The following is an 18,447-nucleotide window of genomic DNA, read 5'->3' on the forward strand; positions in this document are numbered from 1 at the left end:
CATATTAGGAGCAAAAATTAATGAAGAAATGGATATTAGCAGCGGCAATCTCGGCTGCGCTAACGGGTTGTGTCTCATCTAGTTTACCCACAGCTTTGCCTCAAGGCGTTTCGCTTATCGAGAGTGTTAAGGTTGCTGATTCAAGTGTTGGCATTGCTTATAAGAAGTACCAACTAACGAATGGCTTAACCGTTATCTTGCATCAAGACCGTTCCGATCCATTAGTTCATGTAGATGTTACCTATCATGTTGGTAGTGCTAGAGAGCTTCCCGGTCGCTCAGGGTTTGCTCATCTTTTCGAACATATGATGTTCCAAGGATCTGAAAACGTCGCTGATGAACAGCATTTCAAAACCGTGACCGAAGCGGGTGGTAGTCTTAACGGTACTACCAACACAGATCGTACCAACTATTTTGAAACGGTTCCGAGTAATCAGCTAGAAAAAATGTTGTGGCTCGAGTCTGATCGTATGGGGTACTTGCTACCGGCATTAACCGATAAAAAGTTCGAGGTGCAGCGGGAAACGGTTAAAAACGAGCGTGCACAACGTATCGACAATCAGCCTTATGGCAGAATGAATGAGCGTTTTAACCAAGCATTTTATCCCGTTGGCCATCAGTATTCTTGGCCTGTGATTGGTTGGCCTGAAGATTTAGACCGCGCTAATGTTGAAGATGTTAAGCATTTTTTCCAAAGATGGTATGGACCAAACAACGCCACGTTGACAATCGGTGGTGATTTTGATGAACAGCAGGCTCTAGCTTGGATAAACAAGTATTTTGGTGAGATCCCTCGTGGTCCAGAAGTTACAGCTGAACAGAAGAAACTGGTCACTCTAGACAGTACGCGTTATATCTCGATGGAAGATCGGGTTCATTTACCTTTGTTACGTATTGCGTTTCCTACCGTTTATGCAAGCCATAAAGATGAAGCTGCGCTCGATCTGTTATCAAATATTATCGGTGGAGGCCCAACGTCGCTGGTATATAAAAATCTTGTGAAAGATGGTTACGCCGTGCAAGCGGGTGTGAGTCACCCATGTCAAGAGCTCGCTTGCCAGTTTTCTATCTATGCTTTAGCTAATCCGGCCCGCGGCGGTCAGTTGAGTGATATCGAACAGCGCGTTAGAGAGTCAATTGCCGAGTTTGAGCAGCGTGGCGTGACCGATGATGACCTACAAAAAGTTAAAGTGCAGTTTGAGGCCAATACCATTTTTGGGCTGCAAAGTGTTAAAGGTAAGGTATCAACCTTAGCATTAAATCAGACCTTTTTCGGTAATCCTGACATGATAGCTTATGATCTTAATCGTTATGCCAATGTCACCAAGGAAGATGTTATGCGCGTCTTTAATACTTATATTAAAGATAAGCCTATGGTTGTTATGAGCGTCGTACCTGAAGGGCAAAAACAGTTAATCGCCCATGAAGATAATTACCTTGCGCCGGCACCGCAAGTCGCACAAACCGCGGTATCAGGCATTGAAGAGGTTAAAGTTGCTAGCGCTTCATTCGATCGCAGTGTAATGCCTAGCGCCCAAGCGGCCCCTGTCATCACGGTTCCCAGTTTATGGACCACAAAGCTGGCTAACGGTATTGAGGTGATGGGCACCACAAGTACCGAGACGCCAACAGTGGAGTTGTTAATTTACCTTAATGGTGGTCATCGTCTCGTCGATGTGGAACAAGCCGGACTTGCGAGCTTAACGGCTTCGTTGCTCAATGAGTCTACAGCGCTTCATAGTACCGAAGAGCTTGCCCAAGCGTTAGAGATGTTAGGCAGTTCGGTTAGTTTTGGCGCGAGTACTTATCAGAGTTATATCAAAGTGTCGGCGCTGACATCTCATATCGATGAGACATTGGATATCGTGCAAGAGAAGCTATTTAAACCAGGCTTTAATGCAGCAGATTTTGAACGTGTTAAGCAGCAGCATCTGCAGAGCTTGCAACATATGCAGTCAGATCCAAACTATATTGCCGATAGTGGTTTCGATGCGTTGCTATTTGGCCTAGATAATCCATTAGGTGTGAGTACTCAAGGTTCATTTGAGAGCGTGTCTGGATTAACGCTTGATGATGTTAAAGCCTTTTATCAGCAGCAATATCGTGCTGGTAATGCGCAGGTCATTGCGGTCAGCGATCTTAATCAAACTCAGATGCTTGCCAAGTTAAAGGGGTTATCCCAGTGGCAAGGTGAGGCAAGTCAGGTCCCCGTTCTAGCTAAGTTGCCTACATTAGAGACTGGCACGGTATACATAATTGACAAACCAGATGCCGCTCAGTCAGTCATTAAAATTGGTAAGCGCTCTATGCCCTATGACGCTACGGGAGATTACTTTAAATCTTATCTGATGAACTACCCGTTAGGCGGGGCGTTTAATAGCCGTATTAATCTTAATCTACGTGAGGATAAAGGTTATACCTATGGTGCAAGAAGTTACTTTAATGGCGGCAGCGAAACGGGAGTTTTCGAAGCATCGGCTAGTGTGCGCAGTGATGTCACAGCTCAAGCCTTAGTTGAATTTGTAAAAGAGCTAAAAGATTATCAGGCAAATGGCATTACTGATAAGGAGTTAGCCTTTATGCGAAACTCTATCTCTCAAGCGCAGGCGTTAGACTATGAAACGCCTTATCAAAAGGCCGGGTTTATGCGTCGCATTCAACGTTTTGGACTCGATGCTAACTTTACGACGGCCCAATCGAAGATCATTAACAGTATCTCGAAAGAGGAGCTTAATCGCTTGGCGAGCAGTGAGCTTAATCTTAACGAAATGGTAATGTTAATTGTTGGCGATAAAGCGAAAATAGAAGCAGACATTAAAACCTTGGGCTATCCTGTGAAAACTTTACAGTTGTAATTGACGACTTAGCCCCAATATAGACCTAGCGGTGATTCTTTATATGGATCGCCGCTTTATTTTTTTCCTTGCCATATATCTAGTCCAAGGGCTATTTTGTGGTGATGGTGAAAGCAATGCAGCTTTTTACAGGTCTAGCCTGTAAATGATCACACAAAAGCAATGAGAGACACAGATATTGAACTCTTTCAATGAAGTTATTGACCTACTTAATGATGAGCAGGGACGAGATGCACTAAATGGGATGTTACGAGGAATTGAGCGTGAAGCATTGCGTATCGAACCATCGGGACATCTTGCAACGGACAAACATCCACAAAGTTTAGGTGCCGCGCTAACGAATTCGCGCATCACCACAGACTACAGTGAGTCGTTGTTAGAGTTTATTACGCCAGTGCATCAAAATATTGATACTTTATTGACTGATTTGACTCAGACCCATGCGTTTACCGTACGTAACTTAGGTAAACAGCAGTTGTGGCCAGTGAGCATGCCTTGTTATGTCGGTGATGTGGCCGATATTCCGATCGCTGACTATGGCAGTTCTAATACGGGACAATTAAAGCGTTTATATCGCAAGGGATTAACTTACCGTTACGGCGCGCAGATGCAGATCATCTCTGGTGTGCACTTTAACTTTTCGGTGTCTGATTCATTATGGGATCGTTTATATCAAGCGTCCGATAAACGCCTAAGTCGTTGTGATTTTATCTCTGAATCCTATTTTGGTTTGATCCGCAACTATCGTCGTCTAGTATGGGTATTACCCTATCTTTTTGGCGCGTCACCTGCACTTTGTGGTTCATTTATTAAGGATCAAAAAACCGATTTAGCGTTTGAAAAGCTAGGTAAGGGGACGCTTTATCTTCCCTATGCCACATCGCTTCGTATGAGCGATTTGGGGTATACCAATAAAGAGCAAGAGCGCTTAAATATCAGCTATAACTCCCTTGCTGAGTATCTCGAAGGAATAAACGCTGCGATTAACATGCCTTCAACCCATTTTGAACAGATCGGGGTCAAGGTCGATGGCGAATATCGTCAGCTTAATGCGAATGTGCTGCAAATTGAAAACGAATTTTACTCACCCATTCGTGCTAAACGAGTTGGTCTCAGCGGTGAAAAACCATCTGAAGCGTTAGCGCGAGCTGGGGTCGAATATATTGAGGTTCGGGCATTAGATGTTAACCCATTTAGTCCGCTTGGTATCGATGCTGATCAGGTTCGTTTTCTCGATCTATTTTTATTACACTGCTTGCTCAGTCCATCAGCAAAAACCGATCCTCAAGGTGAGCGAGAAATTAGCCAGAACCTTAATGCTGTTATCATTGAAGGACGTAAACCGGGATTAAGTTTGAATCGCGACGGTGATTCAGTATCGATGAACACATGGTTAAACGAACTTTTTGATGAGTTGAGTTCAGTGGCTAAGCTACTTGATGGTGAGCAGCAAGATTATCAGCAAGCGCTTGCTCATTGGCGAGCGGCAGTTGACGATCCATCTCAAACGCTATCGGGTAAGATCTTGGGTGAGTTATTATCGAGCCAAATTGACCATAGCTATTGGGTTAAGGAGCTCGCCGAGCGTTATTATCAACAGTTGCTGGACTATCCCTTATCACCTGAAGTTGAGCAAGATTATGTTCGCGCGGCTGAAAAATCATGGCAAGTTCAAGCGCAAATGGAAGCCGAGTCTAAGGTAAGTTTCGAGCAGTATCTGTTCGATTACTTTGCCAAAGTTCCAGCAGAAATCGAGCATGTTGGATGAGCGTAACTAAAGTATTGTTGAGTATATTATTTATCTTATCTGGCTGTGCTTCTGAGCCAGATAAGACTAATACCTGCGGTACGGTTTCAGGTTATTTGATGCCAGACAATGAAAATGGTTTGTATCGGGTAGTGGTGACTCATTTAAATGGCAAGGCGGTGATCTCTCGACCTAATTATCAGTTACCACCAGGTCAATATGAGTTTACGGTGGCTGAACTTATTGATTCACCGCGCTTAAAAGTAAAGTTAGCCGCTCGTCAAACCAAGACGCTATCCATAGATGTTAGAGCCGATCAACGTTATCACCTCGCGGCGAAATTTAACCAAGATAAAATCTATCGTGGTTTAGATACCGATTATTGGCAACCTGTTATTTGGAGCCAAGAGTCTCATCAATGCGAGTTTCTCCATCACAGCCAATGATAAGTAGACACAAATAATCAAGCTCGCAAACTGTTTCTTATCAGTATGTAGTCCTTAGTTCGTTAACCGAGAGATGCCCTAAACGCTTCACTCGTTGCAAACAATCAGGTTTTGTATGTTCCCGACATACTTAAGACATTCCCTCTATCCTTAGTGGTCAGATGTTGTGAATGTCTTTAATGCGCGACCCTATGGATATAGGAGGTATGGAAACCAATACTTCTGTGACCGAGGAGCAATGAAAGACCTTGCTTCATCAGCGCTAACCTTTAGCGCTAAATCGTCGCTGAGCGATCACCTCTTATGCTAATGGGGAGTATTAGCTTGCTTACCTGCTTTTGTTGTAATTTAGCTAAATAAACAAGTCGGCATGCATGTTTTATGATCAAATCCTTTGGCTAATTTTATTGATTATCCTAGATTTCGATGTGACACTAGCGCTTTGATTCGGTTAATTTTTCGGTATAACTCAATATGAAACATCTTGTCACACTGTTGTTTGCTATGCTGACCATCATGGTTAGTGGGTGCGCAACTTCGCCTCCAAAAGATCCTGAAAATCTCTGTGCTATCTATCAGGAAAACCGAGATTGGTACAAGGCTGCGGTTAATACAAGAGAAAAATGGGGCGTTCCAGTACACGTTCCGTTAGCGATGATGTATCAAGAAAGCTCCTTTAAACATAACGCCGCGCCGCCGATGGAATATTTTTTAGGCTTTATCCCGATTGGTCGAGCTAGCGATGCCTATGGCTATGCTCAAGCTAAAACCATGACTTGGGATGATTACGTGAGAGAAACCGGCAACTCATGGTCGAGCCGAAGTGATTTTGATGATGCAATGGATTTTATGGGATGGTTTGTATATAAAACCCATAAAATTAATGGTGTCTCTAAATGGGATGCTCGTAATCAATATCTTAACTATCATGAAGGGTGGGGTGGATATAAACGAAAAACCTATCGCCAAAAGCAGTGGTTGATAAAAGTGGCAGATAAAGTCGATAGCCGCGCTAAGCGCTATGCTGCCCAATATCGTACCTGTCAGGAGGATCTCGATTCGTCTTGGTTATGGCGATTATTTTTTGGATAACGCTATTTGATGATGGTGTTCGGCTAATTATACCAATCAGTATAAGAAAGTGATCTACTCAGCGTGTTTTTTGGCAACTAATTCAAGGCGAATGGACGGTGGAATGGTCACTCCCTTGTGAGGCCGTTCAACGCAGAAGTAGGAAGCCAAAAACACGCCTAACAGGCGAGTTTTAGCGCTTTCGATGCTGTGTTAACGAGTTTGACCGTAGAACAACTATGCTCTTCACTCGTTGCCTTGCCTCATAAGCGCTAAATTCTCGCTGAGCGATCACATCTTTATACTAATTGGTATTAAAGGCTGTAAAGATATTACAGCCTTTTTTAGTTTCTACTATTTCGTAAAATGCCTTGGTCAACTTAAGCTGTGATTGCGATAAATCAGTCTAAAATTTGAATATTGATATTAGGGCGAATATATCATGCTAATCGGGTTACTAGATCTGCTCGTGATAGGTGATTTGGGCTTGACCTGTTTGCTTATGCGAACGAATGAAAACACAATTCAGCGTCATAACATTATGTTTTATATGCTTTAGTTGTTGGTGGTTAAGTTATCGATATCTGAGCACTGTTCTAAGACCGATAAAATGACTATAATGCGCGCAAAATAATAGCCATACCCTACAAAAAGGATAAAAGATGACTAAGCCATTTGTTGCAGTATTAATGGGATCTGATTCTGATTTACCAACGATGCAAGCCACCCTGGATGTACTCAAAACCTTCGGTATCCAATTTGAAGCTAAAGTCACTTCAGCACATCGTACACCTGCGGCGACTCATGCGTATGTTACTGACGCTGAAGCTCGCGGCTGTAAAGTGTTCATTTGTGCAGCGGGTCTAGCCGCTCACCTAGCGGGCGCCGTTGCTGGTATTACAACTCGTCCTGTCATTGGTGTGCCAGTTGATTGTGGTCCGCTGCAAGGTCATGATGCACTATTGTCAACGGTGATGATGCCTGGCGGCGTGCCAGTTGCGACAGTGGCTATTGGTAGTGCTGGTGCTAAGAATGCGGGTTATTTAGCGGCGCAAATGCTAGCTGTAGGCGATGATGCGCTAGCGGCTGCAGTTAAGGAAGAACGTGCTAAATCGGCAGAAGCAGTTCAAGCTAAAGATGCAAAACTTCAAGAGAAATTAGCTAGTTTATAATTGCTCACCTGATTTGAAACGCCGCTAAGTTAACACTTGGTGGCGTTTTTTTGCCTATAACCATCTACTTCAGTTGGTGGTTGTGAGCGATGAGACTTTGCCCGAAATAAAATGAATGGAAGTTATGCTGTAGGCTATGTTTAATGGCTTATGAGTACACTGACTTGTTTTCAAAGGATTGGGTCCATGGAGGCTCGCTATCGTATCTCTGCGATACACGGCTTATAAGCTCATTTAAACATGTCCATTTTAGATTCAGTGTTACCTTGAGCTTTACTCGAAATGCTTTGTAAACTGCTAAATCAGGCATAATTTAGCAGAGTCGATAGGGATATTTACGTTGTCTTGTCAAAGCTGCATTCTTTACTGATATCTTTTAACCCTTTTCAGTTGTTTTTCCGTTAGTACTTAAAGATGCGTATCTGTCGCTTATCCTAATTGGTATTAAAAAGTGATCGTTCATATTTTATATGTAATGGCATTAATTCATATCATTGAATTTATGGACTTATCTATCAAGCATAGACAAACTTAGTTTCTCCGTGCAGACTTTGGATCATCATTAATACGCCGTTACCTCTTAATGAGGGATTAGGGAGCAAGCCGTGAGCAACTTATCGGCAAATGAATTGGTTGAGGATGTCGACCAAAGTTTGATGCATCAATACCGGCAAGGTGATCATCGTGCTTTTGAACAACTTTACCTTAAACATAAAGGTGCTTTGTATCGCTATTTTTTAAGGCAAATTGGTGATCAACAATTGGCCGAAGATCTATACCAAGAAACTTGGGGCAGGGTGATCAAAGCGGCCGCGGGTTACCAAAGTAGTGCAAAATTCACCACCTGGTTATATCGAATTGCCCATAACTTGCTCATTGACCATGTCAGAGCGTTAAAACCTGTAGAATCCTTTACGGATGACTATGGTGAGAATGTTGATGCACAGAGCATATTACCAAGCGATCAAGATTCACCTGATCGGCTCGCCTTGGATGATATTAAGGCGAAGATATTAAAACAGTGTATTGCTTTGTTGCCCCATGTTCAGAAGGAAGCCTTTTTACTCAGTGTGGAAATGGGATTTACCGCGGGCGCGATCAGTGAGATAGCTGACGTGGGTTTAGAAGCGACTAAAAGTCGTATCCGCTATGCTAATCGCGCTCTTAAAGAGTGTGTAAATAGTAAATGGCAGGAGTAGCAGTATGAAAGACAACACTCACGAACCGTTATTTGATGAGGAGCTTAAGCGACTCTATCAAATTCAAGCGACAGAGCAGCCCAGCAAGGCGCTTGATGAGCAGATATTAAACAGGGCTAAATGCGCGATTGAGCCAAAAAGCCCCAAAGTTATCAAGCCCAAGGCTGACTTTTGGCGTCAGTATCGTTGGTCTATCTCCTCTGCGGCTTCGGTGATGTTGGTGGTGAGCTTGTTATTACTCAATCCTAATAATACTGATGTGGTGATTATGGATGGTGGCCAGCCACTACCGCAAATAAGTTCAAAAATGATGGCACCGGAAGTCAAGCCACAAGCCTTAGAAATGAAGCCTGCTGAGAGGGCTCAATTTCGCTCGGAAGATAATCTATCTAGCGGTGTGAAATCAGAAAATAGTGCAACGCTAAAGCGCGACTCGCAATCGTTGGTGCGTCAGCACTTGGCTGATGATGTGGTTACTGAAAATACGACTTCGATGAGCCAAGCTAGATCTCAGATTAAGGCGGTAATATCTGATCAACAAGCCATTAATCATCTAGCTCAATTAGTTGATACTCAGCAGTGGCAGCAAGCCGCAATTTTACTTGCCCGTATAGACAAAGAGCGGCCACAATTATCTCAAGTTGACCATCCACAACATCAACAATGGAAGACGTTAACCGAGAGTGTTGAATTACATATTCAACCAAAGTAGCGCGCGGTGTTAAGCGGATGACTTAGCAGTTAGAGAGTTGCAGTCTTCATTGTTGAGGATGGCGAGTTTCAAACTGATGGATTTCATACATTTTTGATGATGAAGTTATTTTTGTATTTCATCATCAAAACTTTTGGGTCTCTTTTATACTATTGTTCATTTCTCCCGTCGTTAGTGCCAATTTTTCCCCGTTATCCTTGTACACATTTGCTAATACTTCTTTGGCGATAAATTACTGTAGATTTATAAAAAGTTTGCTACCTTGTTGCCTTTAATAAGAATAATTTATTGCAACTCATTGAGCCAAATATGAAACTTAGCCACTTGTTTGCCAGCTGTGCTTTCGCACTAGGCACTTTAAATATAGCTTCAGCTCTTGCCGACCCAAGCATCGTTCCCCAAGAAATCAATAACCAAGGTTATTACCGCGCTCCAGCGATTCAAGACAACACCCTCGTTTTTACCGCCGAAGGCGACTTGTGGACTCAAGCACTGAATGATCCTTATGCCCGTCGCTTAACCAGTTTACCTGCTGAAGAGCTCGGTGCTGTTATCTCTAAAGATGGTAAATATGTAGCTTATGTAGCTGATTATGACGGTGCGAGTGAAGTTTACGTCATCCCAATTCAAGGCGGCGTCGCTAAGCGTGTAAGCTTTGAAAATAGTCGTGTGCGAGTTCAAGGCTGGACCGCTGATGGGCAAATTCTTTATGCCACCGACAATGCATTTGGTCCTGCCAATTATTGGGTATTACGCAGTATCGACCCGGCGAGTTTAACTACCACAGATTTACCTTTAGCCGATGCAATTGAAGGGGTGATCGATGATGCCGGTGAAAATCTATTTTTTACTCGGTTTGGATTGCAAACCACGGGCGATAACGCAAAAGTTTACCGTGGTGGCGCAAAAGGCGAACTGTGGCGCTATAAATTAGGCAGCGATGAAGAAGCTATTGAGCTAACGGCTAACCATCAAGGTTCCGTTCGTCAACCTATGCTGTCGAAAAAACGCCTGTACTTTGTTAGTGATGCAAGCGGTAACGACAATATCTGGTCGATGGATACTAATGGTCATGACCTACGTCAGCATACTCAGTTCACCGAGTGGCAGGTTCGTGGCGCGCGAATCGATGCTGGTCGCATCGTATTCCAACAAGGTGCCGATATTAAGTTGTACGATATCGCATCTAACGAGACACAAACGCTCGATATTCATTTGACGTCTGATTTTGCTGAGCGTCGTGAACATTGGGTTAACCAACCAATGAAATATGCCACTGATACGCAGTTTTCACCATCTGGTGACAAGGTGGTGATTACCGCTCGCAGCCATGTTGCGATTGCTGGAAGTGATGGTTCGCGGCTAGTTGAACTGGCATTGTCTGGTGACAATCGAGTCCGTAATGCGGTCATGAGCCCCGATAGTCAGTGGGTATATGGGATCAGTGATGCGTCTGGTGAACAAGAGATCTGGCGTTATGCTGCTGATGGCAGCAATCAAGCTAAGCAATTAACAAAAGATGGTAATAGCTTACGTATGGGGCTGCATTTGTCGCCTAATGGCCGCTATATCGCCCATGATGATTATGAGGGTAACTTGTGGTTACTTGACCTAAAAAAGGGCAACAATAGTAAGATCATCACAAATGGCCAAGGTCTAGGGCCATATAGCGACGTGGTTTGGTCTAATGACAGTCAATTGATTGCGGTAACTAAAGATGAGCAGGGTAAATTACGTCCTCAAGTGGTTTTATACTCATTAGCTGCTGGCAAAGCGCAAAGTTTAACTAGCGATAAATATGAGTCATTTTCGCCAACATTTAGTGATGACGGCAAATGGCTTTACTTTATCTCTAACCGCTCATTTAACGCCACACCGACTTCTCCTTGGGGAGATCGCAATCTTGGGCCCGTATTTGATAATCGCGGACAAGTATTTGCGTTAGCACTGACGCAATCGGCTGAATTTCCTTTTAGTAAACCGACAGAATTAACCCGTAAGAGTGATCAAGGGGATGATGACAAGAGTGATGATACAAAAGAGGTGACTGTTGACTGGGATGGTCTCAATCAGCGCCTATGGCAAGTGCCGATAGCATCGGGTAATTACAGCGATCTGCAAGTGACATCAAAAGGACTTTACTTATTGTCTCATTCGGCAACTGCTGGCATTAACCCGTCGCTAAAATGGATTAAATTTGATTCACTAAATCCTAAAATCGACACGTTTGCCGATGATGTTCAAGCCTATGGACTCTCAGCCGATGACAGTAAACTGTTTATCCGCAGAGCCAGTAACAATGGACAGGAGATGTTGATTGTTGATGCTGGAGAGTCGCTGCCCAAAGATGTGAGCCAGGCGCGAGTGCAAACAGAACAATGGCAGTTGGCGATTTCACCACAGCAAGAGTGGCAGCAGATGTTTGAAGATGCTTGGTTGATGCACCGAGATTCTTTCTTCGATAAAAATATGCGTGGATTGGATTGGAACGCAACTAAAGCTAAGTATCAGCCGTTGTTAGCGCGATTAACGGATCGTCACGAGCTAAATGACATTTTCAAACAGATGATGGGTGAGCTCGATTCGCTTCATTCTCAGGTGCGTGGTGGCGATTTTCCCGTCGACAATGACACGCCCAAAGGGGCTAATCTGGGAGGGCGATTAGAGCAGACCAAGCAGGGGGTTCGTATTGCTCATATTTATCAAAATGATGCCGAGTTACCCAGTCATGCTTCTCCGCTTGGCCGAGTCGATGTCGATGCTGTTGTTGGTGATATTATTGTCGCGATAAATGGCAAGCCGGTTAACTCGGTCGCAGATGTTGCGCATTACTTACGTAATCAAACTCAGAAGCAGGTGCTGCTGACATTAAAACGTAAACAGCAAACGATAAAAACCATCGTCGTACCAATATCAAATAGCACTAATGCTAAGTTACGTTATTTAGATTGGGTTAATCATAACGCCCAAGAAGTTAGCGAAGATAGCAAGGGCGATATTGGCTATCTGCATCTCTATGCCATGGGCTCTGGCGACATCGCAAGTTTTGCTCGTGAGTTTTATGCCAACATCGATAAGAAGGGGTTGATTATCGATGTGCGCCGAAATCGCGGTGGGAATATCGATAGTTGGATCATCGAAAAACTATTGCGCCGCACTTGGATGTTCTGGAAGCCAACTCAAGGTACGCCTAACACGAATATGCAGCAAACGTTCCGTGGTCACATTGTCGTGTTGACCGATCAGCTGACCTATTCTGATGGTGAAACTTTCTCTGCGGGGATTAAGGCTCTTGGGATTGCGCCATTAATTGGCAAACAGACCGCGGGTGCTGGCGTGTGGTTGTCTGGCCGTAATTCGTTGACAGATAAAGGTATGGCGCGTGTTGCTGAGTATCCGCAGTATGCAATGGATGGCCGATGGATAGTGGAAGGTCGGGGTATTAGCCCTGATATTGAGGTGGACAACTTACCACTAGCCACATTCAAGGGTAACGATGCACAGTTACAAAAGGCGATTAGCTACTTGAAACAAGAGTTAGTTGAGCAGCCGATAAATCCACTGCAGGCTGAACCTATGCCTGTTTCTGGGATGGCGCAAGATATTAAATAGCGTTTTATACTTTGCTGTGTAATCTCTTTTTAGGAGACTATCGACCAAGCAGTTCCCAGGTTGATAGTCTCCGTTTTAATTGCTGTTTATCACTCGAATCTATATATCCCTAATCAGGATGATGAGATGATTTATCGAATCTGCTTTGGTCAAGGTGAATGTCTTTAATGCACGACTCTATGGATATTAGGAGGTAGAGTAATACATGGCCCGGTTACCGAGGATGCTAGCACCGAGGAGCAATTAAATACCTTGCCTCATCAGCGCTAACCTTTAGTGCTAAATCGTCGCTGAGCGATCACCTCTTTATACTGATTGGTATTAGCTAACAATCTATTTATTATCTATAGCTAGTGGTTATTGAACATAGCAAACAGATGCTTAGTTCGACATCAGATCAGCTTGTTATCAGTCGGGATTGTCGCAGATGAGTTGTGCATATCTATTTGTACGTCGCTAGATAACGAATTAGCGATAAAACAGTTATTGTGTGCGATATGATGCATCTTCGCCAAACGCGCTTCGCTTACGGTGTCACATGACTTAAATGAGACTTGTGGTGCCATCGTAATGTGAGTAATAGCGATACGGTTATCCCTGTTTTTACCAAGCTTTGCCGTGGTGTTATCGCTGTAGCTAATGACTTCAAGACGCATTTTTCTCGCTACGGTGAGAAAACTTAGCATATGGCAGGCGCTGATAGCGGCTAACAAACTCTCCTCTGGATTTATTTTATCTTGCGATCCCATATATTGTGGCGCGGCTGAAGCTTTAATGATTTGGCCACTGCCAAATTCGATGATGTGATCTTGACTCTGTGCTTCTTCAGCGTTCCTAATCCACGCTAATTTAAGAGAGAATGATTGATGTAAATCCCCCCGATTTTCGCGATGCGCTATTGGATTAGACTGTGTGGTAACGTGTTGTGGGTTAGAGGAATGAGTAAAAAGTGATGGCATTCTAGCGCCTCATGTTCGGTTCTTTATGCTAGTTTACCAACTCGTGAGTGAATAATAACTCACCTTGTGATTGAAAATTGGGCGTAGTTAGTGATGCTACAAACCTTTTTATGATGTTGCATAAATCCAGTTATGATTAATTTTTGTTTAGTTTGACTGAATTATCGGCATCGCAGCGAGTTTGTTGGGATTATCTAAACAAACTCCCTTGCTTTTAAGGTGTATCAAGGGTACATATTAATAGAACACTGAATGGATATTTACTTGGTTTTGACCCATGCTTAATAAGCGTCAAATGAAAAAAAAGCGTATTAGTCTCTTGTTTTTTCTTCTATCTGCCCCAAGTTCATTATTGAAGTAATTCTTAAAAGGAAAACCTATGAAAATAAATCTTTCTGGTCACCACGTTGATATTACTGATTCAATAAAAGAGCACGTGAATCAAAAGTTTTCCAAGATCGCCACACATTTTCCAACCCTAATTTCACTCGACATTATCATTTCAAAAGAGCACGGGGAGTATCAAGTCGAGCTGAGAACCAATTACGAAGGTAGCCGAATCTCTGCATCAGGTACTGGTGATGTTATGTATCCGGCTATTGCGACTGCAGCCAAGAAGCTTGATGCGGCGCTTAAGCACAGAAAAGGTCATTTAAAAGCCGATCTCCATGAGAAGCCTGTGAGTACCACTCCAGAAATCGCTCATGAGATCATCCAAGAGATGAAACTGTTATAGTATGATTAGATAAAAAATCTGCTTAAAAGGTTAATGCCGATCGTTTAAGAGCACTTGAACGAGCTTGCAGATGAAAGATAATCCCTACCAGTATTCTGGTGGGGATTTTTTATATTTGCTCAACAGCCTGAATGAGCCTAATGAATGCTAATGCGCAAATTTTTTTACTTATTTTTTATCTTCTCCTTGGTGTGCAACTGAGTAAATCACATTGCGAATTTGCTGATATGGGGCCAAGAACGTTTATGATGAGGCTATAGATAAGCATGTTTTCAATGATGTGATCGCTATGGCAATTGCTAACGTACCTATTGGTATGAATACTATTAGCTCAAAAAACTTTAGCCCCAAAAAGTTGCTTCAGAGTAAGTGGAGCAAAGTTATTCCTATCAATAAAGAGAAGCATTTTACTGTAGTCGAAGTTGAATTTGATGAGCAGAATAATGTAGTCCTTTGCATTATTGAGGCGGTGATCAATCGTAACCAATATTCAATCGATTGGCGAAGCTTACGAGACAGCAATATCTGGCGGATCGGCTGGCGATAAGCTGTGCTGGCATTAATTTACGTGACCGAAATATCGGTTGAATCTGTTTTAGCTATTACCATAATCGGTTGCCAATAATTTAAATTGCACGCAATTTAGTTGTGTAATTCATATTTTGTGGTATAAATAGGGGTAATTAAGTTGTGTGCAACTTTTATTATTCATTTTTATTATGTTGGAGAATGCTATGAAATCACTTTATCAAACAACAGCGACAGCGAGTGCAGGACGTAACGGCCAAGTGTCAACAGATGATGGAAAGCTATCGGTAATGCTGAGCTATCCTAAAGAGATGGGCGGCAGTGGCGAAGCGACTAACCCTGAACAGCTTTTTGCTGCTGGATATAGCGCCTGTTTTTCAAATGCGATTTTGCATGTAGCCAGAGAAGCAAAAGTGGCGTTAACGACTGCACCAGTAACCGCGACAGTAGGGATTGGCGTTCGTGCAGAAGGCGGGTTTGCATTAACGGTAGCATTAAGTGTGGCGTTAGAGCTGCCTCAGGAACAAGCGATCGAGTTAGTTAAGAGCGCGCATCAAGTGTGCCCATATTCAAACGCTGTACGTAATAACATTGATGTTAGCCTGACTGTAAACAATCAAGTTATCTAAGCTAACTCGTTAATCATAAGATCATATTTTGGAGAATGAGCTTGAATCAGAACATCGCGCCAGTGTTTATAACGATAGGACGAGTGTTACTTGCTTTATACTTTTTGTTACCGGGTGTAATGAAGTTTGTAAGCTGGGATATGCATGTCGCTTTAATGGAAAAGCACAATATGATTATGATCCCTGTGTTGTTAGCTGCTGCTGGAGTATTTCAGATCGCAGCGGCTATCGCACTGATCCTCAATCGATATACTTATATCGTGTCATTGTTGCTGGCCGCACTCGTTCTTGTCATTAACTTTAGCTTGCATGATTTTTGGAACTTCAGTGGCGTTGAAGGCGCCCATGAAATGCAAAATTTTGTCAAAAATCTAGGTATTTTAGCTGGGTTACTGGTGTTAGCTGGACATAGTGGCAGCAAATCGGATACCGAGTAGCTTTTGAGCTACCAATAGCGATATTTTCTCACTTAACCAAGCCCCTTTAGCAAGTGCTATAAGGGGCTTTTATAATTTATGTTTGCTCAGCTCTGCCAGCAACATTTGACGACCATCGCTCTCCACATGAGTTAAAAATGCCTGTGCGATCGCTGATGGACGCTTTGACTTTAGCCATAGAAAATACCAGTTAGAATTAATTGGTAGCTCTTTTACCTTCAGTTGAGCCAATCCTGTATTTCCCCCAAATGCTAAAGTATGTGCCGATAGAATACTCACTCCTAAGCCCGACATCACCGAGTGTTTAATCGCTTCATTGCTCTCTATAGTCATTTTTACATTTAGTTTAACACCTTGCTTTTCGATGAAGTTTTCAATCGCCAAACGGGTGCCAGAACCATTTTCACGCATCAGAAACGGTGCATTGCATAGCTCAGCTAAAGACACACCATCTTGCTGGACTAATGGGTGGTTTTCATTGGCAATGGCAACCAGTGGATTATTGAAAAACTCTATACTGTCGGTATTAATATCTCCAGGTGGGTGGCTAAACACATAGAAATCATCGATACCTTGTTTCAGTCGCTCAATGATCTGCTGGCGATTGCCTACATTGAGTTGCACTGCCACATTAGGGTAGCGTTCGCAAAAAGGGCCAAGCAGGTGAGGAATAAAGTATTTTGAGGTGGTGACTACTGCAAGGCGTAAGGTTCCAGACTTGAGTTCCCCCATATCAGACAGTGCCATTTCAAGCTTAGAAAAACTGTCGAGTACCTCTGTGGCTGTTTTTACCACTTCCAGCCCTGCTTCGGTGAACACCACTTTTCTGCCAACGATGTTATACAAGGGCAAGCCAATGACATCGGCTAATTTTTTGAGCTGCATCGAGATAGTTGGTTGCGTTAAATGGAGTATCTCTGCTGCGCCGCCGACACTGCCACTATCATAGACGGCGAGTAGAATTTCCATCTGTCTGAGCGTGCCAAGGTGTGCTTGTAATCTTAGCGACATCGAATGCCACCTCCCGATATTTATGTATAGATTTTTATCTATATATAACCATAAAAATATCTATTTTTATATATGAATGTTTTTTGACAGAATCGCCCTATTGTTTTACGGCTTGGCTTACCCGCTTAATTAACGAGGGCATTATGAAACGATTTATGCGTGTTGCACTGCAAGATAAGCAATCTTTATTCAGTCTATTCACAGGCCTTGTCGTGACGCTTATCGGGGCAACGGCAATGTATCAGGGGCATAGCGGTGCGAGCTTAATGATGGTTGGCGCGAGTATTCTTTCTTTAGCAGGCTTATCTCTAGCCGCTAGTCTGCATAAGACTCAGCAAACCTTGAAATCTACCGCTAAATTGGCAAAACAGCTGAAAGTGAAGGAAGCCTAAAATGCAGATGGATATCACTATCGCATTTTTCATTTTGGGGGCCTTCGCCACCTTAGTGAAAGCCAATATGCAGTTTCCTAAAGCGCTGTATCAAAGTCTTACGCTATTTTTATTAATTGCGATCGGCTTAAAAGGTGGCGTGGCGCTCGCTGAATATGGCGCCCCTAAATTATTACCTCAGTCAGCTTTCGTTATCTTATTGGGGCTTGTGATACCACTTATCGCTTTTCCTATCCTACGTTTCATCGGTCAACTCAATCGTGAAGACAGCGCCTCCATTGCTGCCCATTATGGCTCGGTGAGTATCGGTACCTATGCCGTTGCTGTTGCATTTTTAGAGTCGCAGAATATCGCCTATGAAGCCTATTTTCCGCTATTTGTGGTGCTACTCGAAGTTCCCGCTATTGCCATGGGGATTGGCTTAGCCAAGAAAACGGGCGATAAAGTGAAGTGGCGCGTGTTACTCCATGAGGTTTTTTGTAACCAAAGTATGGTACTGCTGGTTGGTGCTTTGCTTATAGGCTACTGGGGGGCCGATCAAATTGGCTCAGTAAAACCGCTGTTTATCGACTTGTTCCGCGGTGTGTTGGCGCTCTTCCTACTAGAGATGGGCATGGTCGCAGCGAGTCGTATCAAAGATCTTAAACAGATGGGCAATTTCATGTTGGCGTTTGGCGTCGCAATGCCGCTCATCGGTGGTCTGCTTGGTTGTTTGTTAGGAATACAGATGGGGCTGTCGAGTGGCGGCGCGACCTTGCTGGCAGTGCTCGGAGGAAGTGCGTCGTATATTGCCGTCCCTGCCGCAATGCGAGTGGCTATCCCTAATGCAAATCACAGTTTATCTATTACATACTCCTTAGCAATTACATTTCCGTTCAATGTGTTAGTAGGAATACCTACCTATGCACTGTTCACTTATTGGTTAACAAATTAAGAGGCAA

Annotated in this window: 16 protein-coding genes; 14 read left to right on the top strand and 2 right to left on the bottom strand. The window is 43.3% G+C overall.

From position 1 onward, the window contains the following. Window positions 1–20: 20 nt before the first annotated feature. The 8 genes from K0I62_RS05395 (at window position 21) to K0I62_RS05430 (ending at window position 12,814) form a co-directional block, all read left to right on the top strand. Window positions 21–2,855: a M16 family metallopeptidase gene (locus K0I62_RS05395; protein WP_220070470.1), complete on the top strand. Its 2,835-nt coding sequence runs from the start codon at window positions 21–23 to the stop codon at window positions 2,853–2,855. A 178-nt stretch (window positions 2,856–3,033) separates the two neighbouring features. Continuing rightward, window positions 3,034–4,623, top strand: coding sequence for a glutamate--cysteine ligase (gshA, locus tag K0I62_RS05400; protein ID WP_434086827.1), 1,590 nt, complete (start codon window positions 3,034–3,036; stop codon window positions 4,621–4,623). After that, window positions 4,620–5,048, top strand: a complete 429-nt coding sequence (locus tag K0I62_RS05405) for a hypothetical protein (protein WP_220070471.1) — start codon at window positions 4,620–4,622, stop codon at window positions 5,046–5,048. Before gshA ends, K0I62_RS05405 begins: the two co-directional genes overlap by 4 nt. 474 nt (window positions 5,049–5,522) lie before the next feature. After that, window positions 5,523–6,140, top strand: coding sequence for a transglycosylase SLT domain-containing protein (locus tag K0I62_RS05410; protein WP_220070472.1), 618 nt, complete (start codon window positions 5,523–5,525; stop codon window positions 6,138–6,140). Between the two features lie 641 nt (window positions 6,141–6,781). Then, a complete protein-coding gene (gene purE, locus K0I62_RS05415) occupies window positions 6,782–7,291 on the top strand; it encodes a 5-(carboxyamino)imidazole ribonucleotide mutase (protein ID WP_220070473.1) in 510 nt (169 codons plus the stop codon). Between the two features lie 656 nt (window positions 7,292–7,947). Continuing rightward, on the top strand, window positions 7,948–8,490 hold the full coding sequence (locus K0I62_RS05420) for a sigma-70 family RNA polymerase sigma factor (protein ID WP_220071288.1): 543 nt from the start codon (window positions 7,948–7,950) through the stop codon (window positions 8,488–8,490). A 4-nt stretch (window positions 8,491–8,494) separates the two neighbouring features. Continuing rightward, the gene (locus K0I62_RS05425) at window positions 8,495–9,202 is read left to right on the top strand and encodes a hypothetical protein (RefSeq protein ID WP_220070474.1); all 708 of its coding nucleotides are present in this window, start codon (window positions 8,495–8,497) and stop codon (window positions 9,200–9,202) included. A gap of 309 nt (window positions 9,203–9,511) precedes the next feature. Continuing rightward, window positions 9,512–12,814 carry a S41 family peptidase gene (locus K0I62_RS05430; protein ID WP_220070475.1) on the top strand — a complete coding sequence of 1,101 codons (3,303 nt, stop codon included), beginning with the start codon at window positions 9,512–9,514 and terminating at the stop codon, window positions 12,812–12,814. A 392-nt stretch (window positions 12,815–13,206) separates the two neighbouring features. On the opposite strand, the gene K0I62_RS05435 is transcribed toward K0I62_RS05430, so the two are convergent. Then, on the bottom strand, window positions 13,207–13,713 hold the full coding sequence (locus K0I62_RS05435; RefSeq protein ID WP_434086839.1) for an OsmC family protein: 507 nt from the start codon (window positions 13,711–13,713) through the stop codon (window positions 13,207–13,209). Window positions 13,714–14,152: 439 nt separating this feature from the next. Here K0I62_RS05435 and hpf point away from each other — a divergent pair, with 439 nt between their 5' ends. The 4 genes from hpf (at window position 14,153) to K0I62_RS05455 (ending at window position 16,103) form a co-directional block, all read left to right on the top strand. Further along, on the top strand, window positions 14,153–14,509 hold the full coding sequence (gene hpf / locus K0I62_RS05440) for a ribosome hibernation-promoting factor, HPF/YfiA family (RefSeq protein ID WP_220070477.1): 357 nt from the start codon (window positions 14,153–14,155) through the stop codon (window positions 14,507–14,509). A 289-nt stretch (window positions 14,510–14,798) separates the two neighbouring features. After that, a complete protein-coding gene (locus K0I62_RS05445; protein WP_258405089.1) occupies window positions 14,799–15,056 on the top strand; it encodes a TIGR02450 family Trp-rich protein in 258 nt (85 codons plus the stop codon). 187 nt (window positions 15,057–15,243) lie between these two features. Further along, entirely contained in the window at window positions 15,244–15,666 is a 423-nt protein-coding gene (gene ohr, locus K0I62_RS05450; RefSeq protein WP_220070478.1) for an organic hydroperoxide reductase Ohr, read from the top strand. Between the two features lie 41 nt (window positions 15,667–15,707). Further along, complete coding sequence (locus tag K0I62_RS05455; RefSeq protein ID WP_434086828.1) at window positions 15,708–16,103, top strand: DoxX family protein; 396 nt, start codon at window positions 15,708–15,710, stop codon at window positions 16,101–16,103. A 69-nt stretch (window positions 16,104–16,172) separates the two neighbouring features. Here the strand turns inward: K0I62_RS05455 and K0I62_RS05460 are convergent, their stop codons facing one another. After that, the gene (locus K0I62_RS05460; protein ID WP_220070480.1) at window positions 16,173–17,114 is read right to left on the bottom strand and encodes a LysR family transcriptional regulator; all 942 of its coding nucleotides are present in this window, start codon (window positions 17,112–17,114) and stop codon (window positions 16,173–16,175) included. Window positions 17,115–17,257: 143 nt separating this feature from the next. Here K0I62_RS05460 and K0I62_RS05465 point away from each other — a divergent pair, with 143 nt between their 5' ends. After that, a complete protein-coding gene (locus K0I62_RS05465) occupies window positions 17,258–17,506 on the top strand; it encodes a hypothetical protein (protein WP_220070481.1) in 249 nt (82 codons plus the stop codon). A gap of 1 nt (window position 17,507) precedes the next feature. Further along, a complete protein-coding gene (locus K0I62_RS05470; protein ID WP_220070482.1) occupies window positions 17,508–18,440 on the top strand; it encodes a sodium-dependent bicarbonate transport family permease in 933 nt (310 codons plus the stop codon). Window positions 18,441–18,447: the final 7 nt, after the last annotated feature.

Source organism: Shewanella psychrotolerans (assembly GCF_019457595.1).
GTDB lineage: Bacteria > Pseudomonadota > Gammaproteobacteria > Enterobacterales > Shewanellaceae > Shewanella > Shewanella psychrotolerans.